The sequence below is a fragment of the Acinetobacter kyonggiensis genome (assembly GCF_900107285.1).
Taxonomy (GTDB): domain Bacteria; phylum Pseudomonadota; class Gammaproteobacteria; order Pseudomonadales; family Moraxellaceae; genus Acinetobacter; species Acinetobacter kyonggiensis.
This window is the reverse complement of the sequence record NZ_FNPK01000005.1, coordinates 167949-189198: the sequence shown is the minus strand read 5'-3', so window position 1 is coordinate 189198 and position 21250 is coordinate 167949. Positions and strand designations below refer to the sequence as shown.

17 protein-coding genes and 1 pseudogene are annotated in these 21250 nt (G+C 40.5%); 10 read left to right on the top strand and 8 right to left on the bottom strand.

Annotated elements, in window-relative coordinates; genetic code table 11:
• Window positions 1–253 precede the first annotated feature (253 nt).
• The 4 genes from lolA to rplU all read right to left on the bottom strand — a co-directional run bounded on the left by lolA (window position 254) and on the right by rplU (window position 3114).
• Window positions 254–952 carry an outer membrane lipoprotein periplasmic chaperone LolA gene (gene lolA / locus BLV99_RS06225; protein WP_092688782.1) on the bottom strand — a complete coding sequence of 233 codons (699 nt, stop codon included), beginning with the start codon at window positions 950–952 and terminating at the stop codon, window positions 254–256.
• 227 nt (window positions 953–1179) lie between these two features.
• On the bottom strand, window positions 1180–2238 hold the full coding sequence (locus BLV99_RS06220; RefSeq protein WP_227518929.1) for a YadA family autotransporter adhesin: 1059 nt from the start codon (window positions 2236–2238) through the stop codon (window positions 1180–1182).
• Window positions 2239–2526: 288 nt separating this feature from the next.
• Window positions 2527–2784 (bottom strand): 50S ribosomal protein L27, encoded by a 258-nt coding sequence (rpmA, locus tag BLV99_RS06215; protein ID WP_004651212.1) that lies wholly within the window; start codon window positions 2782–2784, stop codon window positions 2527–2529.
• A gap of 18 nt (window positions 2785–2802) precedes the next feature.
• A complete protein-coding gene (gene rplU / locus BLV99_RS06210) occupies window positions 2803–3114 on the bottom strand; it encodes a 50S ribosomal protein L21 (RefSeq protein WP_067723976.1) in 312 nt (103 codons plus the stop codon).
• A 438-nt stretch (window positions 3115–3552) separates the two neighbouring features.
• Between rplU and sdsA the strand changes: the two genes are divergently transcribed.
• The 8 genes and pseudogenes from sdsA to BLV99_RS06170 all read left to right on the top strand — a co-directional run bounded on the left by sdsA (window position 3553) and on the right by BLV99_RS06170 (window position 14208).
• Window positions 3553–4530, top strand: a complete 978-nt coding sequence (gene sdsA, locus BLV99_RS06205; protein ID WP_086183250.1) for an All-trans-nonaprenyl-diphosphate synthase — start codon at window positions 3553–3555, stop codon at window positions 4528–4530.
• A gap of 33 nt (window positions 4531–4563) precedes the next feature.
• On the top strand, window positions 4564–6618 hold the full coding sequence (locus tag BLV99_RS06200) for a site-specific recombinase (RefSeq protein WP_092688779.1): 2055 nt from the start codon (window positions 4564–4566) through the stop codon (window positions 6616–6618).
• A 144-nt stretch (window positions 6619–6762) separates the two neighbouring features.
• Window positions 6763–7368 (top strand): phosphatase PAP2 family protein, encoded by a 606-nt coding sequence (locus BLV99_RS06195; protein WP_092688822.1) that lies wholly within the window; start codon window positions 6763–6765, stop codon window positions 7366–7368.
• Between the two features lie 32 nt (window positions 7369–7400).
• The gene (locus BLV99_RS06190) at window positions 7401–8663 is read left to right on the top strand and encodes an efflux RND transporter periplasmic adaptor subunit (RefSeq protein ID WP_092688776.1); all 1263 of its coding nucleotides are present in this window, start codon (window positions 7401–7403) and stop codon (window positions 8661–8663) included.
• Window positions 8664–8675: 12 nt separating this feature from the next.
• Window positions 8676–11864 carry an efflux RND transporter permease subunit gene (locus BLV99_RS06185; RefSeq protein WP_092688773.1) on the top strand — a complete coding sequence of 1063 codons (3189 nt, stop codon included), beginning with the start codon at window positions 8676–8678 and terminating at the stop codon, window positions 11862–11864.
• Window positions 11864–13304 (top strand): annotated as a pseudogene (gene adeK, locus BLV99_RS06180) (multidrug efflux RND transporter AdeIJK outer membrane channel subunit AdeK). The gene BLV99_RS06185 and the pseudogene adeK overlap by 1 nt, the downstream one beginning before the upstream one ends.
• Window positions 13305–13408: 104 nt before the next feature.
• Window positions 13409–13759, top strand: a complete 351-nt coding sequence (locus BLV99_RS06175) for a YbjQ family protein (RefSeq protein ID WP_092688818.1) — start codon at window positions 13409–13411, stop codon at window positions 13757–13759.
• An 8-nt stretch (window positions 13760–13767) separates the two neighbouring features.
• Complete coding sequence (locus BLV99_RS06170; RefSeq protein ID WP_092688770.1) at window positions 13768–14208, top strand: YbjQ family protein; 441 nt, start codon at window positions 13768–13770, stop codon at window positions 14206–14208.
• A gap of 62 nt (window positions 14209–14270) precedes the next feature.
• On the opposite strand, the gene BLV99_RS06165 is transcribed toward BLV99_RS06170, so the two are convergent.
• Genes BLV99_RS06165 through BLV99_RS06155 form a run of 3 tightly spaced genes read right to left on the bottom strand, consistent with a single transcriptional unit; the run spans window position 14271 to window position 16488 of the window.
• A complete protein-coding gene (locus BLV99_RS06165) occupies window positions 14271–14978 on the bottom strand; it encodes a Dph6-related ATP pyrophosphatase (RefSeq protein WP_092688767.1) in 708 nt (235 codons plus the stop codon).
• Complete coding sequence (locus tag BLV99_RS06160; RefSeq protein ID WP_092688764.1) at window positions 14975–15781, bottom strand: SDR family oxidoreductase; 807 nt, start codon at window positions 15779–15781, stop codon at window positions 14975–14977. The genes BLV99_RS06165 and BLV99_RS06160 overlap by 4 nt, the downstream gene beginning before the upstream one ends.
• Before the next feature lie 44 nt (window positions 15782–15825).
• Window positions 15826–16488 carry a hypothetical protein gene (locus tag BLV99_RS06155; protein ID WP_086183695.1) on the bottom strand — a complete coding sequence of 221 codons (663 nt, stop codon included), beginning with the start codon at window positions 16486–16488 and terminating at the stop codon, window positions 15826–15828.
• Between the two features lie 186 nt (window positions 16489–16674).
• Here BLV99_RS06155 and BLV99_RS06150 point away from each other — a divergent pair, with 186 nt between their 5' ends.
• Together BLV99_RS06150 and BLV99_RS06145 are read left to right on the top strand one after the other, a co-directional pair.
• The gene (locus BLV99_RS06150) at window positions 16675–19566 is read left to right on the top strand and encodes a valine--tRNA ligase (protein WP_092688761.1); all 2892 of its coding nucleotides are present in this window, start codon (window positions 16675–16677) and stop codon (window positions 19564–19566) included.
• Between the two features lie 73 nt (window positions 19567–19639).
• Window positions 19640–20485, top strand: coding sequence for a hypothetical protein (locus BLV99_RS06145; protein ID WP_092688758.1), 846 nt, complete (start codon window positions 19640–19642; stop codon window positions 20483–20485).
• Between the two features lie 265 nt (window positions 20486–20750).
• Here BLV99_RS06145 and BLV99_RS06140 read toward each other — a convergent pair whose 3' ends face one another.
• Window positions 20751–21116, bottom strand: coding sequence for an endonuclease domain-containing protein (locus BLV99_RS06140; RefSeq protein ID WP_092688755.1), 366 nt, complete (start codon window positions 21114–21116; stop codon window positions 20751–20753).
• Between the last annotated feature and the right edge of the window lie 134 nt (window positions 21117–21250).

The window sequence follows — 21250 nt, the reverse complement described above, 5'->3', positions numbered from 1 at the left end:
ACTATACAAACGCAACCCGCCAGATAAAATTACAAAATGTAGCAATGAGCAAAACCCATTCAAAATACTATTTAATTTTCGAGAACTGATGTTTTTACGCACACATTTAAAGCAAATTCATTTTTATTAGGATGATTTTGCATTCAAAGTGATCAACCTGCTTTTTCTGACCATAAGGCGTGCCAATACATTTTCCATGATGACAATTGCAATAAAAAACCACCCGAAGGTGGCTCTTTATGGAACAGCGATATTATTGATCAATAATATCAGTGCCCTTAGGTGGTGCAAAATTAAAGGTTGATGCTGCAATTGAAGGATTTAATTTCACATTATTAAAACGAACATAAGTCGTTTGCCCCAAGGAGTCTTCCAAAATCATCAAACTTGGTGCTTTATTTGCACCAAAACTGATGGTTAAACTTTGAAATGCCCCATCACGATCCTTAGGCAGCAAAGTGTAATAGGTCTTGGTTTTATCTGGTTGCGTCACACGATATGACTGCATAATTTGATTGGTATTACCTGACAATAACAATGCGGGGGTATTCGCCACTTGATCATCTAGACTTTGACGAACCGCTTGTTGTAAATCAGGGTCATAAATCCAAACCGTTTTACCCGAAGTCACAATCGTTTGTTTGGATGGACTGGTGGTCTCCCAAAAAAACTTACCGGGACGAGCAACTTTCATAACCCCTTTAAAGGTTTGATTCATGTGCTGGCCAGTCAAACCTTTTTTCTGTGGTGCTTTACTTGCAGACGTAGCTTTGGTGGTTTGCTCAAAATTTGCCGACAAACTATGAATGCCACCCAATTGTTTGACCAAATTTGCGGTTGCTTGTTGCTCCGATGCTGCAACAGGTGCAGCAAAAACAGTAGTACTCATTAGCGGTGCAAGCGTTGCTGCACCTAATGTCATAGCACATAGGGTTTTACGAAGCATTTTCATATCATTACCTTTTTATTTGCTGTATCGCTATTTATTCAATGTCTCATCTTAAACCAATTTTTATTTGTAATAATTGAGAAAATAAGAAGTTTTGTATTGTTATTAATGTTGAATGTACAAATTTCTACATCATGATGAAGAATCAGAACAGTTTTCACTCATTTCTCGAAATAAAAAACCCACATTTTGCTGTGGGTTTTTATGCTGACTAAGCTCAATATATTGCATTATTTCCATTGCCAACCCACCGCAGCGCCGCCCCCTAAATTACCTTCAGTATTGGTTGTTGCCGCCGCTTTATAGACAAATTTATTATTTTCCGTTACGCCACTTACACCGATGGCAAAACCTTGTTTATTTTCCCACGTACCCATCCCCACACTCAGCATACTATAACCCGCTTCGGTCGGTTGCGGTAAGGATGCGATTGCTAAGCTGGATGCAACAGCAGCATAAGTCTCATTTTCAAATTCACTCATATTACGATTTAATGCATCAACACGGCTATTAATATATGCATTCGCTTGACGCATTTGCACCACATTGACAGCATCGGTATCTTGTGTACCTGCTGCAACATTAGTAATTTGTCTTTCCGCACCTGCTGCACCCACCGAAACGGTATTATCCCGATTCGATGTAGAACCATGACCTAAGACCACGCTATTGTTTGCCGCTGTGGTGACATTATTGCCAAGCACATAGCTATTATTGCCACTGACATTATTATTACTCCCAATAGCCCCTGAGTTTTGACCTGTAATATTGTTATTTACACCCAGTCCTATCGATTGCCCACCTGATACATTCGTGGCAGTTCCTATTGCAATCGCGCCTTGACCTGTTGCTGTCGGTTTAGGTACGGTATTCAATTGATGTGACTCAATTTCAACATAAGGATTATCTCCAATTAAGCTGGCTAGCCACTCACGTACTGTACCAGCATAACCATCGTTTACAGCAATTTCATAGGCACTAAACCCAGCTGCGCCTGTAGCTCCAGTATCGCCTTTCGGCCCTTTAGTTCCAGAAGAATGATGGGGCTTAGGATGATGACCATATCCATTACCATGAGATTGATGGCTATTTCCAGCATTTGCCAAAGCACTGCTACCCAAAGCCAACATAATACTTAACAACAATAATTTCGGAGTTTTAATGGTTTTTATTTGTGCAAATAAACCAAGATGATGAATTTGCTGTATTGCTATTCTCGGCATTTGGCCTTGTTCAATTTTACAATCATCTTTTGATGCATCAACATGATGGTAAAGTAATTTATTCAAGACCTTTCTGAATATTCTTCTCATGTCTGTTAGCCTTTTTTCTAATTTTGCTCTTAATATTTTACATCCAAAAAATGAGACTTAAGTCTCAATATGTCACAGTATTGCGACTTATTTGTAATAAAAAACAACAGGAAATATGCAAAACAAAAAACAAGTATTTGATTTTTATTATTTTAAAATAAAGCACAGCCAATCCCCATATTTCTTGACTATAGCTAATTAAAAAGAAATCATGCAGACATAAAAAAACCCGCAAAAATGCGGGCTCTTTTTAAAAATTAAAACTTATACAGTTTCAACTTTTACGTAGCGACGGCCAAATTGACCCTTCACTTCGAATTTGATCACGCCATCAGCGGTAGCAAATAAAGTATGGTCACGGCCCATACCTACGTTTGCACCAGCGTGGAATTCTGTACCACGTTGACGAACAATGATGTTGCCCGCAGTCACAGATTGACCACCGAACATTTTAACGCCTAACATTTTAGGGTTCGAGTCACGACCGTTACGTGTCGATCCACCAGCTTTTTTAGTAGCCATGTTTCATAATCCTCGTAATTAGCCTGAAATAGCAGTAATTTTCAACTCGGTAAACCATTGACGGTGACCTTGTTGTTTACGGTAATGTTTACGACGACGCATTTTAACAATACGAATTTTGTCGTGACGACCGTGGCTAACTACTTCAGCAGTTACTGTAGCACCAGCAACAACTGGAGCACCAATTTGAATGCTTTCGCCGTTTACAAGCATTAATACGTCATCAAACGTAATAGTTGTACCGGTTTCAGCTTTCAATAATTCTACTTTAAGGGTTTCACCCTCAATAACACGGTGCTGTTTACCACCGCTTTGGATTACTGCGTACATAATGTACTCCAAACATGCCCGTGTCGTCGTGTCGATAAAGGAATATATCGATCTTAATACGAGCGCCACTGGGGGATATCTAAGGGCAAACATATTAAGTGATAATAAATCAAACGACAAGCCATTTTAGTGTTTTTTTGCGCCTTACCCATGTTTATTTTATAAACAATCAAATTGCTAAAAAGAAATGATTGCGACATCTAAAGCTGAGATTTTATAAAATGAAATAGATTTTTAAAATCAATTCGCTACTATATGGCATAGACTACAAAATGCCAGCTAAGTCACATATTATATTGGTTGTTAGAATTAGGCCTAAGATAAAACCATTTGCTTAGCCATGATTTAAACATCTATATTAAGATCTTCGCTATATCACTAGATATAATTGCTACACTATATAATAAGCAATTCAATTTTATAGAGGTTTCTCTTCATATGGCCATCGACTTTAAGCAAGATATTCTCGCTCCTGTTGCTTCCGACTTTGCTGCGATGGACACATTTATTAATGAAGGGATTACGTCAAAAGTCGCCTTAGTCATGGCTGTGAGTAAACACGTGGTTGAGGCAGGCGGAAAACGCATGCGTCCTATTATGTGTTTATTGGCAGCAAAAGCATGTGGTGCGACCGATTTAGAACGTCAACGTAAGTTAGCCGCCATTATCGAAATGCTGCACACTGCAACACTGGTGCATGATGATGTGGTCGATGAGTCGGGCTTACGTCGTGGTCGTCCTACTGCCAATGCCACATGGAACAATCAAACTGCGGTTTTAGTCGGTGACTTCCTGATTTCCCGTGCTTTCGATTTGTTGGTCGACTTAAACGACATGACCTTACTGAAAGATTTTTCCACGGGAACCTGTGAAATTGCCGAAGGTGAAGTGCTACAACTTCAAGCACAACATCAACCTGAAACCACAGAACAAACTTATCTCGATATTATTCACGGTAAAACGTCACGCTTATTTGAATTGGCTACTGAAGGTGCAGCCATTTTAACGGGTACGCCAGAGTACCGTGAACCACTGCGAATCTTTGCAGGTCATTTTGGTAATGCCTTCCAAATTATTGATGACATCTTAGATTACACCTCTGATGCGGAAACATTAGGTAAAAATATTGGTGATGATTTAATGGAAGGTAAACCTACTTTGCCATTAATTTCAGCATTACAGAAAACCACAGATCAAGAACATGAAATTGTGCGTTCAAGTATTGCAACTGGCGGTATCGCTCAACTCGACCGTGTCATTGAAATTGTGCAAAACTGTGGTGCACTTGATTATTGCCGCCAACGTGCTACAGAAGAAACTCAATCTGCACTACATGCTTTAGACCGACTACCAGAGAGCGAATATCGCCAAGCACTAGTTAACTTGACTCAACTTGCTTTAAATCGAATTCAATAATGAATTTCATGAAAATAGATTTTACACTCGCCTATGCATATAAATTTTAATGATCTATTTTTAACCATGCAGGAACAGCTTGAATCTCATCAAGCTGTTCTTGATGATTCGCTGCTCATTGAATTGGTCAATCGTATTCGACCCAATGATGCTACTGATAACGAAGAAATTCAGCATAAATTTCAAGCTTTTCTACAAGCCCTCCTGATTACACCTCATGCTACATCTACTTTACAAACTTTTATCTTAAAACTGATTAGCCAATATAAACAGACCAGTTTATATGCCGACACGGGTATTTTATCACTGGATGGATTTTGGAATCAGCTCGCGCAACGTTTAGGCGCTCACTTTCTGCCCCTGATTAATGATGAAAGCCAACTGCAAGATTTAGTCCGTCGCGTCTTTTATCAACGTAGTGATAAATATTGGCTGGACAGCATTTCTCATGCTGATTGGCAAAAGTTATTTACACTTCTAAATCAAGGTCATGGCAATCAAGCAGAAAAGCTTAAAATTAAAAGTGAGCTGATTAAAGCGATTACTGTTTTATCTTATCGGATTAGTGGGATTGGACTGTATCCAGAGTTCATCAATGCACAACCCGACTTAACCGAATATGAGTCACCTTTTCTGGTGCAAAATCGCGAAATTGTAGAGTTTATTCAATACTATAAAAAGCTACATCAACATACAGACACTATAGCCGTGACGGTTCCACCCGATGCCGCACAAGCCTTGGTGATGATTGAGCAATGTCGTGATGTGGTGTTAAAAATTCGCCGTGCCACCAAAAGAATTGGCGTTAGCCTTAGTCTGACCTATTTGCTGTCTTTACTTGAGCAATGTCTAGACCGAATTGAACTGTTACTCAATTTGATTGTGGATGAAGACAAAATTCGCTATGAATCTTTAGGCTTACTTATGGTGGATATCACCACCGCAATTTACAGTGAGCGTAGCGTTCGATCCCTTTTGGCCACCAACAGTGAATTGATTGCCTTACAAGTCACAGAAAATGCCAGTAAAACGGGTGAGCATTATGTGAGTACGGACAAACAAGGCTTTTGGTCGATGTACAAGTCTGCTGCTGGTGCAGGCGTGATTATTGCCACCATGGCAACATTAAAAATATTGTCAGCACGTATGATCATGGCACCCATGATGCAGGCTTTTATTTTCAGCATGAACTATTCACTTGGTTTTATGTTGATTCACGTTTTGCATTTTACTGTTGCAACCAAGCAACCTGCGATGACAGCCGCTGCACTTGCTGCCACAGTACAGCATCGTAAAGGCTCTAAAACAGCACAGATTGCTGAACTTGCAGCACTGATTATTAATATTATCCGCACTCAATTTATTGCAATTTTAGGAAACATTTCAATTGCCATTCCAACTGCGGCAATCATTACCCTGCTCTGGCAATACGGAATGGATGAACCTCTTTTGAGTCATGCCAAAGCTACCAGAACCTTGCATTCACTCAACCCTTTTACGTCATTAGCCATTCCACATGCTGCCATTGCAGGTGTCTGTTTGTTTTTTTCGGGGCTAATTGCAGGTTACTTTGACAACATGGCCGTGTACCGCAAAGTCGGTCCACGTTTACAAGCCCATGCGCATCTCAAACTGATATTAGGACAAGAGCGTCTTAATACATTTGCTGCTTATATTGAACGTAATTTAGGTGCTTTGGCTGGGAATTTTTTATTCGGAATTATGCTCGGAAGCATGGGCACCATTGGTTTTATCTTAGGTCTTCCCCTCGATATTCGACATATTGCGTTTGCTTCTGCCAACTTTATTCAAGGCTTAATCAATATTAATGGTAGTCCTGAAATTGGCTTAATTTTTGTATCATTTTTAGGGGTGTTATTGATTGGTCTGACAAACTTATTTGTCAGCTTTACCCTGACCATTATTGTGGCACTTCGTGCACGACGGGTTCGATTTGAACAGTGGAAGCCTTTGGCTAAACTTGTACTCACTCATTTCTTAACCAGACCAAGTGACTTTTTTTGGCCACCCAAGACCCCCTTGGAAGTGGATGAATCTTCTCCATCACAAAAAATTATACATAAATAATTTTTTGTTTTACTTCTCATTTAAAAATGAGTAAAAAAGAAATGAGCATAATTTACACGCACTTGAAATAAAGTGTACTGATGAGTACACTTTAAGCATTAATTGGCCATGCTCCAATCGGCCAATATAACAAAGGTCAATCAAATGCCTTATTGGTTGCTTGGTGTAGGATTTTTCTTATTTTTTTTCAATGTATTAGTGATTTTCACTCCTTCACTCAGTCACTTTGATCTCGTGATTGTCGAATGGATAAGCCAACATCGCACAGTACATTTAAATACGATCTCCATGACACTTTCTGCTATGGGGAGTATACCATTTGTTCTATTTTTGACCTCCTTATGGTGTTTTCACCAAGGCTGGTACAAAAAGTATACAAATGTTGTTTTTATTGGTTTAGGCCTTATAGGGAGTACTGCCACAGTTTGGCTACTCAAATATATATTTTCAAGACCGCGACCACCTGAAATGTATCATCTGGTTCAAAGCTATGGTGCTTCATTTCCCAGTGCTCATAGTGTTTATGCCGCGACGTTGAGCTGTCTTGTCATTTATTTAAGCCAAAAACATTCAAAGCACCAACTTATTTGTGTCTGTGCTGTTACATGGTTGTTGATCATGGGAATTTCAAGGGTTTACCTTGGTGTGCATTTCCCCTCTGATGTCTTAGCAGGTTGGAGCATAGGTTTTATTTGGATCACACTACTTTATATGTTGTATGCCAAATTCAGTAGCGCGAAAACAAATTAATTTTTAGATAATAATCTAATCGAGGTGGAACAATGATGTCTGCAAAGCTATGGGCGCCCGCCCTAACCGCTTGCGCATTAGCAACAAGTATTGCACTTGTTGGTTGTAGCAAAGATCCCAAGGATGCACAGCAAGCTGCTGCTGCCCAAAAAATGCCTCCGACTGAAGTCGGTGTCATTGTTGCTCAACCACAAAGCGTAGAGCAATCGGTAGAACTTTCAGGCCGTACCACGGCATTTGAAATTTCTGAAGTCCGTCCTCAAACCAGTGGTGTGATTCTCAAACGTCTATTCACTGAAGGTAGTTATGTTCGTGAAGGTCAAGCGTTGTATGAAATTGACTCACGTACCAACCGTGCTAGCGTTGATAGTGCACGTGCTGCACTAAATCGCCAACAAGCAAACTTAAATGCTTTACGTGTTAAAGAAAGCCGTTATCGTCAACTTGTAGGCAGCAATGCCATTTCAAAACAAGACTATGATGATATGGTTGCCCAAGTTAAGTTAGCTGAAGCAGATGTAGCATCCACTCAAGCTGAACTGAAAAATGCTGAAATTAACCTCGGTTTTTCTACAGTTCGTTCGCCTATTTCAGGTCAAACCAACCGTTCAACAGTAACAGTTGGTGCATTAGTCACGGCAAGCCAAGCAGATCCTTTAGTGACTGTTCAGCGCTTAGACCCGATTTATGTCGACATTAACCAATCTAGCTCTGAATTGTTACGTTTACGTCAACAACTGAGCCAAGGTCGCTTAGATAGCAGCAACAATACCAAAGTAAAATTGAAGCTAGAAGATGGTAGCTACTACCCAGTTGAAGGTCGTCTTGCATTCTCTGATGCCAGTGTGAATCCAGATACTGGAACCATTACCATACGTGCAGTATTCCCGAATCCAAATCATTTATTGCTTCCGGGTATGTATGCCACTGCTCAAATTGTACAAGGTGTTATTCCCAATGCCATCCTGATTCCTCAAGCTGCAATTACCCGCACCCCGACTGGTCAAGCAATTGCCATGGTGGTGAATGCCAAAGGTGTTGTTGAGACGCGTCCTGTTGAAACGGTCGGTGTACAAGGCAAAGATTGGATCGTAACGAGTGGCTTAACCGCTGGTGAAAAAGTGATTGTTGATGGTGTAGCGAAGGTCAAAGAAGGCGCAACAGTCGTTGCTAAACCTTATCAACCTCAAGCAGCTGCCCCTCAAGGTGGTGCTGCACAACCTGCGGCAGAAGAAAATAAAGCAGACAAACCAGCACAGCCTAAAGCTGAACAAAAAGCTACTTCAAATACATAAGGGGTAGACTGAATGGCTCAATTTTTTATTCATCGCCCAATCTTTGCATGGGTGATTGCATTGGTGATTATGCTGGCGGGTATTTTAACCCTTAGCGGCATGCCAATTGCACAATATCCGACCATTGCTCCACCGGTGGTCACCATTGCTGCAACTTATCCGGGTGCATCTGCTGAAACTGTAGAAAATACAGTGACACAGATCATTGAGCAGCAAATGAACGGTCTTGATGGCTTGCGCTATATTTCTTCAAATAGTGCAGGTAACGGTCAAGCTTCTATTTCTTTGAACTTTGAACAAGGTATCGACCCCGATATTGCTCAGGTTCAAGTACAAAATAAATTACAATCCGCGACTGCACTGCTTCCTGAAGATGTGCAACGTCAGGGTGTAAAAGTAACAAAATCTGGTGCAAGCTTCTTACAAGTACTGGCATTCTATTCTCCGAATGATGCACTCACAGATGCCGACATTAAAGACTATGTGAATTCAAATATTTCTGAACCACTCAGTCGTGTAGCGGGTGTAGGTGAAATACAAGTATTTGGTGGTTCTTATGCCATGCGTATTTGGTTAGATCCTGCAAAATTGACGAGTTTCCAACTCACACCAAGTGATGTAGTTGTTGCTTTACGTGCCCAAAATGCACAAGTTGCAGTGGGTCAATTAGGCGGTGCACCGGCAGTTGCAGGTCAAGTTCTGAATGCTACGGTTAATGCACAAAGTCTTTTACAAACGGCTGAACAGTTCCAAAATATTTTCTTGAAAAGTATGGGTTCTGGTGCAAAAGTTACTTTAGGTGATGTAGCCAAAGTTGAATTAGGCTCGGACAATTATCAGTTTACTTCTAAATTCAATGGTAAGCCTGCTGGTGGTGTAGCCATTAAACTTGCAACAGGTGCTAATGCTTTAGACACAGCAGCTGCTGTTGAAGAACGTTTAGTACAATTACGTAAAAACTACCCAAGTGGCTTACAAGATAAACTGGCGTACGATACGACTCCATTTATCAAACTTTCAATTGAAAGTGTGGTTCATACTTTAATTGAAGCGATTATTCTTGTATTTATTGTCATGTTCCTGTTCTTACAGAACTGGCGTGCAACCATTATTCCAACCATGGCGGTTCCTGTCGTCGTGTTAGGTACGTTTGCCATCATTAACGTATTTGGTTTCTCCATTAATACACTGACCATGTTTGCCATGGTTCTTGCCATTGGTCTGCTGGTGGATGATGCCATTGTTGTGGTCGAGAACGTGGAACGGGTGATGGTTGAAGAACACCTCGACCCTGTTGCAGCAACTGAAAAATCGATGAAGCAGATTTCGGGTGCCTTAATTGGTATTACTACTGTATTAACCGCAGTATTTGTACCGATGGCATTCTTTAGTGGCACAACGGGTGTCATTTACCGTCAGTTCTCTATTACTCTAGTCACTGCAATGATTTTATCATTGACCGTAGCTTTAACCTTTACCCCTGCGCTTTGTGCAACGTTGTTGAAACAACACGATAAAGACAAAGAGCAAAGTAATGGTATTTTTGCGCGCTTCTTTCGCTGGTTTAACCATCGCTTTGAACGCATGGCTGAAGGCTACCAAAAATGGGTCGGCAAACTGCTGATTCACAAGTTCATTGCGGGCGCAATTTATGCTGTGGTGCTTGTTGGTTTGTTGTTCCTCTTTAAAAACCTACCAAGCTCATTCTTACCTGATGAAGATCAGGGCGTCGTGATGACACTGGTTCAACTTCCGCCGAATGCGACCCTTGACCGTACTGAAAAAGTCATTGATCAAATGACGGGCTTCTTCTTAGAAGGTGAACAGCAAAAACCCTATGTTGAATCTTTATTTAGTGTTGCAGGCTTCTCGTTCACGGGTGTCGGTCAAAATGCGGGTCTTGCATTTATTCAGTTGAAAGACTGGAGCGAACGTACCACGCCTCAATCTCAAATTGGTGCCATTATCCAACGTGGTATGGCACTCAATGTGATTGCTAAAGATGCATCTTACATCATGCCATTGCAGCTTCCTGCAATGCCAGAATTGGGTGTTTCTGCTGGCTTTAACTTTATGCTGAAAGATTCTGCGGGTAATGGTCATGAAAAACTGGTGACTGCTCGTAACATGATCTTAGGTATGGCGGCTCAAGACAAACGTCTTGCAGGTGTCCGTCCAAACGGTCAAGAAGATACGCCACAGTATAAAATTTATGTTGATAATGAAAAAGCCAGCGCTATGGGCGTTAGTATTTCAGAAATTAACAGCACCATGAGTATTGCTTGGGGCGGTTCATACATCAATGACTTCATCGACCGTGGTCGTGTGAAAAAAGTGTATGTACAGGCTGTTCCTGATGCACGTATGATGCCTGAAGATCTGAACAAGTGGTATGTACGTAACACTGCTGGGCAAATGGTTCCCTTCTCTACCTTTGCTACAGGTGAATGGACCTATGGTTCACCACGTCTTGAACGTTATAACGGTATTTCATCGGTTAACATTCAAGGCACACCTGCGCCGGGTGTCAGCTCGGGTGATGCAATGTTGGCAATGGAAGAAATCATGGCCAAACTTCCTTCGATGGGTATGACTGGTTTTGATTATGAATGGACTGGTTTATCTTTAGAAGAACGTGAAGCAGGTTCGCAAACTGCCGGACTTTATGCGTTATCGATGTTAATCGTGTTCTTATGTCTTGCTGCCCTTTATGAAAGCTGGTCTATTCCATTCTCTGTACTGCTGGTCATTCCTTTAGGTATTGTCGGTGCGATTGGTTTAACTTTCTTAGGTATGGTTTTGCTTAAAGATCCAAACTTAACCAATAACATTTACTTCCAAGTTGCCATTATTGCCGTCATTGGTTTGGCTGCAAAAAATGCGATCTTGATTGTAGAATTTGCCAAGGAGCTACAAGAAGATAAAGGTGAGCCTTTACTTGAAGCAACCCTGCATGCAGCAAAAATGCGTTTACGTCCAATTATTATGACCACTTTAGCCTTCGGTTTCGGTGTACTTCCGCTGGCGCTTTCTTCAGGTGCAGGTGCAGGTAGCCAACACTCTGTCGGTTATGGTGTACTGGGTGGCGTAATCAGTTCTACTTTATTGGGTATCTTCTTTATTCCAGTCTTCTATGTTTGGATTCGAAGTATCTTTAAATATAAACCTAAAAACCCAAATAATCAGGAGCAAGCATCGTGATGCAAAAAGTATGGTCTATTTCAGGTCGTAGCATTGCGGTATCTGCACTTGCGCTTGCTTTGACAGCCTGTCAAAGCATGCGTGGCCCAGAGCCCGTAGCTCAAGCAAATATTCCAGAACAAGGTTATTTAACCGATGTTTCTGGTCCTTCAATTGCTGAGCAAGGTTATAAAGACTTTTTTGCCGATCAACGCCTGTTACAGGTGCTTGATTTAGCATTAGCCAATAACCGTGATTTGCGTACTTCGACTTTGAATATTCAACGTGCGCAACAACAGTACCAAATTACTGAAAACAACCAACTTCCAACCATTGGTGCAAGTGGCGGCGTACTTCGTCAAGACACTTTAAGCAGCCAAAAGCCTATCACCAGCTACAATGTTGGCTTAGGTGTGACGGCGTATGAGTTGGATTTTTGGGGTCGTGTTCGTAGTTTAAAAGACAATGCTTTAGACTCGTATTTAGCAACCTCAAATTGCGTTGATTGGTCAAGTGGCTCAAGCATGGTTGAATTACTCGTTTGCCAATGCAAATTTAAAACTTGCTGACCAAACGCTAAAAGCTCAACTTGAATCTTATAATCTCAACAAAAAACGTTTCGATGTTGGAATCGACAGTGAAGTACCTGTTCGTCAGGCACAGATTTCTGTAGAAACTGCCCGTAATGATGTTGCAAATTATAAAACTCAAATTGCTCAAGCCAAGAACTTGCTGAACCTCCTTGTCGGTCAGCAAGTACCTGAAAACTTGTTACCGAATCAACGTGTAACACGTATTAGCAAAAGCAATGTGGTTGGCGCTGGTTTACCAAGTGACTTGTTAAATAACCGTCCGGATATCCGCGCTGCTGAATATAAACTGTCTGCAGCAGGTGCCAATATTGGCGCGGCTAAAGCACGTATGTTCCCAACCATTAGTTTGACGGGTTCTGCTGGCTATGCGTCGACTGACCTAAGTGACTTGTTCAAATCAGGTGCATTTATTTGGTCTTTGGGTCCAAGTCTGGATATTCCAATTTTCGATTGGGGTACGCGTAAAGCCAACATCAAGATTTCAGAAACAGATCAACAAATTGCGTTATCTGACTATGAAAAATCAATTCAATCCGCTTTCCGCGAAGTGAATGATGCCTTGGCCGTGCGTCAAAACATTGGTGATCGTTTAGCTGCACAACGTCGTTTAGTTGATGCAACCAATACGACTTATAAACTTTCAAATGCTCGCTTCCGTGCAGGTATTGATAGTTACTTAACCGTATTAGATGCACAACGTACCTCTTATGCGGCAGAACAAGGTTTATTGTTGCTCGAACAAGCCAACATGAACAATCAAGTTGAAGTGTATAAAACACTCGGTGGTGGTGTTAAAGCCAATACTGGTGATGCAACTCAACAGCAGCCGTCCACGGCGGAGCGTAAAGCAACAAACAACGCTCAATAATTCTACCCCATGTTAAAAAAGCCTGCGCCATGCAGGCTTTTTTATTGCTTTTTAAAGCCTGATTTCCTATCTTGATGACAACCTATTCATTTGAATATCAAAAAATGCTTTTAAGTAATTTAGAATCCGTTCCCGGTCACACCATTAGCCGTCAAATTGATGTGGTTTATGGCAGCACTGTTCGTAGTAAGCACGTTGGCCGTGATTTGCTGGCAGGGCTGAAAAACATTGTCGGGGGTGAACTAACCGCCTATACCGAACTCTTAGAAGAATCACGCCAAGAAGCCATGAGCCGTATGATTGAGAAAGCGCAATCCATGGGTGCCAATGCCATTGTCGGTATTCGATTCTCTACTTCAAATATTGCTCAAGGTGCATCTGAACTTTTTGTTTATGGTACGGCTGTTGTTGTTCAGCCTGTTACAGCTAAACTTCCTGATCCATTTGGCGCATAGGCGATTTTATGGATGGATTAATTTTTCAAATTGTTGTTTTTCTCATTCTATTTGCAGTAGGTTGGGGTTTTGGTCGTCATATCGAACAAAAACACCTGCGTGAACTGGATGAAAAAGAAAAGCAATTTGCGCATATTCGCATTGATACCAACCGCTTTGTGGAGACATCCGCAACAGGACAACTGGTCAGTAGTAATGTCGTCATCTCACATGATTATTTTAAATATGTGATTGCCAATATTCAGAATTTTTTCGGTGGTCGCTTAACCAGTTATGAAAGTGTGGTTGAACGTGCACGGCGTGAAGCCATGATTCGACTCAAGCAAGAAGCACATGCGATGGGTGCAAATCATATTATGGGCGTTCGTCTCAATACCACTGAACTCGGCATGCAAGGTGGCATGGTTGAAGTCTTTGCTTATGGCACGGCCATCATCAACTATCATTAGAAAAGCAAAACAATGTCCTGATCAGTTTTATGACAGGACATCATCTCTACTGTGCGAAATCCCTAATCTGCAAATATCGCTTGCCAGTAGTGATAGGTTTTTTCTTCGCCGTTGTCTAACTTAAACTCATAAGACAGCTTACGCGTTTCCATCAGATTAAAATCAACCGAATATTTGAACAAACCACCGGCATAAGCAAAGGTGTGATATTCGCCATTTTCACCACACACATCGACTTCTTCTGGCATTAAGTCAATCAATGTTGCGCTAATATCTTGTCCGATAAAAGCTTCACCCAACTTACTGGCATCGGTCACAATAATTTTGGTTTTGATACCTGACGCTATGAAGTCTTGCATCACTTCATTCGAGTTTTGATTCCACAAAGGTTCAACCACTTCTATACCCAAGGGATGCAAACGGTCTTCACGATATTTACGCACATCGCTTAAATAAATATCACCAAAAATAAAGTGCTCTACCCCCTGCGCTTTAAAGTGATTTGCGGCATCCAACATGCGTTGCTCATACGCAGGTAGATTCTTAGGTAGAAATACTGGATACAGTGGAATACCGATACTTTCAGCTTGCTTCAGCAACAATGCATGAGGAATGGCATGCATTGAAGACAATTCTGTTTCTTCATTCACTGTTGTTAATAAGGCAACAACCTCAAATTGATTTTGCTGTAAAACGTTATACAGTGCTAAAGCTGAATCTTTACCACCACTCCAGTTAAATACAGCTTTTTTACGAATATTCACACTTATTTCACTTTGGCTTTACGAATCATTTTATACAATAAGCGTGGAGATAAGCGAGATACCCACACACCCAGTTGTTCTTTTTTCCCGCCAACCACAATATATTCTTCATCTTTCAATAAAGCAGTCACCACTATTTTTGCAAAGGCTTCTGGCTCTAAACCATTTTCAATGGCTTCATCTTGATGCCCTTGAGCTTTGCCTTCACCATTTAAAGCATTAAACGACACATTGGTTTTCACAAAACCGGGGAAAATAACAGAAACCCCAACCCCCTCGTTCGCCACTTCGGCACGTAGACTATTCGCCCACATATGAATCGCGGCTTTGGCTGCTGAATAGGACGCACGATATTGTGTTCCTAACAAACCCGCCACACTGGAAACAAATGCGATTCGACCCGATTTTTGCTTTAAAAATGTCGGTAACACCGTTTTGGTGAGAAAGACTTGTGAAAAGTAATCCACTTCCATAATGGCACGTTCAGTTTGCATGCTGGTATCGGCAATTAAAGCACGCTGGCTCAAACCTGCATTATTAATGAGCCAATCAATACGACCTTTCTGTTCAAGGACTTGCGCATAAGCATGACGCACTTGTGCCTCATCGGTAATATCCGCAGTTAGACAAATATGTCGAGCTGGATGGACTAAACTTTGGCGGACACTTTCCAATTCATCTATACGACGTGCAGTTAAGATAACCTGTGCACCTTGTAAAGCGCACTCTTGTGCAAGGGCTTTACCTAAACCAGAAGATGCGCCTGTAATCCATACCACTTTATTGTCTAAACTGCCCTGCTTTGCCATAGTACTTTCCTGTTTTTACTCAATCTTACACATTTGTGCATGGGTTATTGTTTTGGTACATGACTCAAAAACATGAGGAAATGATCAAAATAACGTGGTGTCGTTTCAGCATCATACTGTGTACCCAGTTTTTCTAAACGCTTATAACCCATTTGCGTGGTCAAACTAATCACCCCATTTAATGTTTTATCAACCACCAAGTTGAATTTCAACATTTTTTTAGGCTCACGTACCAAACTTGTCACGCCCTGATCCACCATTTGAGTAAATGCCTTTAAAGCTGGTGAAGCATAGTGAATATTTCCCTGTTTCATTTGCTCTATACACTCAAAAAGTTCCACCACCAACAAGTGATCGACATGATAAGAAATATAATTTTGACCATCTTTTTCATGGGCCATATTTTCTAAATAATTCACCATCGGCGTCAGGCGTTCATTGGCAAAGAATGAAACTGACCAAGGCATATATTTACGTACCATCTCTAAAATTTGCTGAACGACTTTTTCCGATTCATGATCTTTAGATTGCGATAACCGTGCAATTTCACCAAACACTTGATCGACAATTTCACAAGAAATATCTGCCAGCACTTCACCTAAGGGTTTGGCCAAACTTTCAGTTTCACCTTGATTCAATTGTTGATGAATCTGCTGAAAGCGTTGGTGGGTTTCGGGTGTTAATTTTAAAGAAATTACATAATTCATAATGATGACCTCCTTGTTAGAATTATTCTGCGACCATGCGTGCTGTTCTTATTGAATGCTTATCATAAGATACTTATTCAGTCTGTGCCAAACGCTTATTTTTTGCATTTGCTTAACATGCCTAATCTGTGTTTTTTTTTGCTACAATAGAACCAATTTTTTATTCACTTTTGATCTGTTTTTACTATGACTGATTCTGCTCAAAATATTGCTACGACCTACGATCCAACCGAGATCGAAAAAAAATGGTACAAGACTTGGGAAGACAATGGCTATTTTAAGCCGTCTCAAAAAGGTGATTCATTCTGTATCATGATTCCGCCGCCAAACGTCACTGGTAGCTTGCATATGGGTCATGGTTTTAACAATGCCATTATGGATGCCTTGACGCGTTATAACCGTATGTCGGGTAAAAACACCTTATGGCAACCGGGGACAGACCATGCGGGTATCGCAACGCAAATGGTGGTTGAACGCCAATTGGCTGCACAGGATATTAGCCGCCATGACTTAGGTCGTGAAAAGTTCATCGACAAAATCTGGGAATGGAAAGAACAATCGGGTAATAACATTACCAACCAAATTCGTCGCTTAGGGTCATCTGTCGACTGGTCACGTGAACGTTTCACCATGGATGATGGCTTATCCAATGCCGTGAAAGAAGTCTTCGTTCGTTTGCATAAAGACGGTTTAATTTACCGTGGCAAACGCTTAGTCAACTGGGATCCAAAATTACAAACTGCCCTGTCTGACCTTGAAGTTGAATCAGTAGAAGAAAAAGGTTCACTTTGGCATTTCAAATATTTCTTTGAAGATAAGTCACTCAAAACACAAGATGGCAAAGACTATTTAGTCGTTGCGACGACGCGTCCTGAAACATTACTTGGTGACTCGGCTGTTGCGGTACATCCTGAAGATGAACGCTATGCACACTTAGTTGGTAAAAACATTGTGCTACCAATTTCAGGTCGTTTAGTGCCTGTGGTTGCAGATGACTACGTGGAAAAAGATTTCGGTACAGGCTGTGTCAAAATCACTCCTGCGCATGACTTCAATGACTATGAAGTGGGTAAACGCTGTGAATTACCTATTATCAATATTTTCAACAAAAATGCAGAAGTGTTGGCTGAGTTTGAATTCATTGCCAAAGCGGGCGAACAAATTTCTAAAACCATTGCTGCCCCTGCGGACTACATTGGTTTAGAGCGTTTTGCTGCACGTAAAAAATTGGTTGAACAAGCTGAAGCGGAAGGTTGGTTAGAACAAATTCAACCGTATGACTTGAAAGCGCCACGCGGTGACCGTTCAGGCGTGATTGTTGAGCCGTTATTAACAGATCAATGGTATGTAAAAATTGCACCCTTGGCTGAACCTGCAATTCAAGCTGTAAAAGATGGCGACATTAAATTTGTGCCTGAACAATACAGCAATATGTATATGTCTTGGATGAACAACATTCAAGACTGGTGTATTTCACGTCAATTGTGGTGGGGTCACCGTATTCCTGCTTGGTACGATGTAGATGGCAACGTTTATGTCGGTCGTAATGAAGCTGAAGTCCGCGAAGAAAATGGCATTGCTGCTGATGTTCAATTGACGCAAGACGAAGATGTGTTAGATACGTGGTTCTCATCGGGTTTGTGGACATTCTCAACACTTGGTTGGACTGGCGACGCGAAGAAAGATGCGGAAAACTATTTCCTCAATACCTTCCATCCAACGGATGTATTGGTAACAGGTTTTGACATTATCTTCTTCTGGGTTGCCCGCATGATCATGATGACCATGCACTTCATGAAAAATGAAGATGGCACGCCACAAGTTCCGTTTAAAACGGTGTATGTGCATGGTTTGGTGCGTGATGGCGAAGGTCAGAAAATGTCTAAATCTAAAGGGAATGTGCTTGATCCTTTAGATTTGATTGACGGTGTAGATTTAGAAACTCTAGTACAAAAACGTACTACAGGACTCATGAACCCAAAACAAGCAGCGAAGATTGAAAAATCAACCCGTAAAGAATTCCCTGAAGGCATTCAAGCTTACGGTACAGATGCAGTTCGTTTCACGTTCTGTGCGCTTGCCAACACAGGTCGTGACATTAAGTTCGACATGAAACGTGTTGAAGGCTACCGTAACTTTGCCAACAAAATTTGGAACGGTACACGTTTTGTTCTGATGAATGTTGAAGGTCAAACGGTTGGTCAAACAGCGCGTCCTGATCTTTGGGAATTGCCTGAACAATGGATCGTGAGTCGTTTACAGAAAGCTGAACAAGCGGTTCAACAGGCTTTTGCAACCTACCGTTTAGATTTGGCTGCGCAAGCGATTTACGAGTTCATCTGGAATGAATACTGTGACTGGTATGTCGAGCTGACCAAGCCTGTTCTAAATGATGAAAATGTGGCTGAGGAACGTAAAGCAGAAGTTCGTCGTGTATTACTTGCGGTAATGGAAGCATCGTTACGTCTTGCACACCCAATTATGCCGTACTTGACCGAAGAAATTTGGCAAACCCTTGCACCAATGATTGGTTTGGGTGGCGAAACCATTATGACTGCGGCTTACCCTATTGCTGACCCTGCAAAAATCAATGATCAAGCTGAAGCAGATATGCAATGGCTTCAAGGTTTGATTGGTGCGGTACGTAATATTCGTGGTGAAATGGGCTTAGGCAATGCACGTTTACTGCCTGTGTTACTTCAAAACACCACCGATGCTGAAAAAGCACAGATTGCACGTATTGAACCATTGGTTAAAGCATTGGCGAAAGTTGAAAGTATTACTTTCCTGACTGAAGCTGAGCAACCGCCACTGTCTTCATCAAGCGTTGTGGGTCATGTGTCTGTATTTGTTCCAATGAAAGGTTTAATTGACCCGAAAGCGGAATTGGGTCGTTTGCAAAAAGACTTTGATAAAGTGCAAAAACAGCATGACCAAATTGCAGGCAAACTTTCTAATGAAGGTTTTGTGGCGAAAGCACCTGCTGCGGTAGTTGAAGGTGAGAAAGTGAAATTGACTGAGTTTGCTGATCAGTTAGTAAAAATTAAAGCAAATATGGATCAGATTGCGGCGCTTTAATGTGTTGATGATTTGATCTAATTTAATGTATAAAGGGCTGATTATTCAGCCCTTTATTTTACAGATAATATAAATGAAAAAAATACTACTAATAAATTTACTACTGCTCAATACTATCAACACCAATGCTGAAGTTATTGAAATTCCTGAAAAAACAACATTATCTCAAGATGACTTTTATTTAAAAGGAAAAGTAAAAACTATGAATTTATTTAATTATTCTGAATCTTCTACAAATTTAAAAAACAAGATTAAAATCATAATTAATTTTCATGAAAATAGATTAGTAAAAAAAATTGATTCCAGTGAAGGAGTTCTAGGACAAGAATTTTTTTATGAAAAAAACTTCCCAAAAATTGTACAGCATGATGTTTTTTACACTTCAAATGAGCAGAGAAAAACAAATCATCTTATAGGTTTTGTAAAGGATTACACTAACAATTATCCTAGCACTATTCTTTATAGCCCACCTAACAAAAAAAATATTGTCGCGATTCAAAAGAAAATAAGTTATCAAGACAATTTAGAAATCATTGAATCTTATTCTCAAAATTTACCATTTGAATTCACGTTAAGATCTAAAGTAAGTAATTTATATGATCCACAAACACATAAATTAATTAGTTCAACAAAGGCATTTCCAGATTTTTTTAAAAGGGGTGTTTTTGATCAAATTAAAATTAATTACAATGCCTACGGCATATCATCTATAGTAAGTAAGTTCAGTACAACCCAATATCATTACAAAGATAAAGAACTTTCCGAAATCACAAGCTCCAATGAATCTAGCTTAGCTTTATTGTATTCTGACTATCAGTATGATTTATGCGGGAATTGGATTAAAAGAAAAATAATAGATAAAAACAATAAACAAGTAACACTAGAAAATCGAGAATTTGAATACTATTCAGGATGTTAAGTGATGATTTTCAATATAAACTTCATCTGAAAATACTGAGAGCCTATCAATAAAACTGTATAAATGCGACTTAAAAGATTTCAGGCATCCGCTCTGGAAACTCAATACTAAATCTATTTAGTACACTCTCCCATAGGGAGGAGGATTGTCCTTTGTGAATCTATTTGTTATTCGATAGTTAATGAAAATTCCCTCTCCTTCTAGGAGAGGGTTAGGGAAAGGTGCTTTAAAGTGTTTCTCATCCCAAAGGGAGAAGGAGCACTCACTACTTATTCTCTTTCAAACTAAAACATATTTCCCACAAATCTTCCAAAACAGCTTCCGTCTTCCCCAACACATCACTATTCCAATACCGCAGGACCTTTAAACCCAAAGCCTCTAAAAATTGAGTTCGTTCTGCATCATATTCTTTTCCATCTTCTGTATTGTGCTGACTACCATCTAACTCAATCACTAAACCAATTTCATGACAGTAAAAATCCACAATATAAGGTTTTATCACATGCTGACGGCGAAATTTTAGATTCATAAAACGTTTGGCACGTAAAAATTGCCACATTAAGTTTTCTGCATCTGTGGCGTTGTGACGCATAGATTTTGCAAACTCTAATAATTGAGTATCTAGTTTCATTCTTATCCTCTTTTTATTATTCGAACACCCTCTCCCTGAGGGCATAGGTATCTACACAAATGCCGAGCTTTAGGTTAAATTGAAGAGCATGCTCTTCAATTTAATATCTCCTGTCTTGATACACGTCTCGTCAG

Bases quoted from the DNA above. Each gene is read 5' to 3' on its own strand.
- BLV99_RS06160 (WP_092688764.1), bottom strand. From the start codon at position 15,781: ATGGCAAAGCAGGGCAGTTTAGACAATAAAGTGGTATGGATTACAGGC.
- BLV99_RS06150 (WP_092688761.1), top strand. From the start codon at position 16,675: ATGACTGATTCTGCTCAAAATATTGCTACGACCTACGATCCAACCGAG.
- BLV99_RS06145 (WP_092688758.1), top strand. From the start codon at position 19,640: ATGAAAAAAATACTACTAATAAATTTACTACTGCTCAATACTATCAAC.
- lolA (WP_092688782.1), bottom strand. From the start codon at position 952: ATGAAAATGCTTCGTAAAACCCTATGTGCTATGACATTAGGTGCAGCA.
- BLV99_RS06170 (WP_092688770.1), top strand. From the start codon at position 13,768: ATGGATGGATTAATTTTTCAAATTGTTGTTTTTCTCATTCTATTTGCA.
- BLV99_RS06200 (WP_092688779.1), top strand. From the start codon at position 4,564: ATGCATATAAATTTTAATGATCTATTTTTAACCATGCAGGAACAGCTT.
- BLV99_RS06155 (WP_086183695.1), bottom strand. From the start codon at position 16,488: ATGAATTATGTAATTTCTTTAAAATTAACACCCGAAACCCACCAACGC.
- BLV99_RS06140 (WP_092688755.1), bottom strand. From the start codon at position 21,116: ATGAAACTAGATACTCAATTATTAGAGTTTGCAAAATCTATGCGTCAC.
- sdsA (WP_086183250.1), top strand. From the start codon at position 3,553: ATGGCCATCGACTTTAAGCAAGATATTCTCGCTCCTGTTGCTTCCGAC.
- BLV99_RS06190 (WP_092688776.1), top strand. From the start codon at position 7,401: ATGATGTCTGCAAAGCTATGGGCGCCCGCCCTAACCGCTTGCGCATTA.
- BLV99_RS06175 (WP_092688818.1), top strand. From the start codon at position 13,409: ATGCTTTTAAGTAATTTAGAATCCGTTCCCGGTCACACCATTAGCCGT.
- BLV99_RS06185 (WP_092688773.1), top strand. From the start codon at position 8,676: ATGGCTCAATTTTTTATTCATCGCCCAATCTTTGCATGGGTGATTGCA.
- rpmA (WP_004651212.1), bottom strand. From the start codon at position 2,784: ATGGCTACTAAAAAAGCTGGTGGATCGACACGTAACGGTCGTGACTCG.
- rplU (WP_067723976.1), bottom strand. From the start codon at position 3,114: ATGTACGCAGTAATCCAAAGCGGTGGTAAACAGCACCGTGTTATTGAG.
- BLV99_RS06195 (WP_092688822.1), top strand. From the start codon at position 6,763: ATGCCTTATTGGTTGCTTGGTGTAGGATTTTTCTTATTTTTTTTCAAT.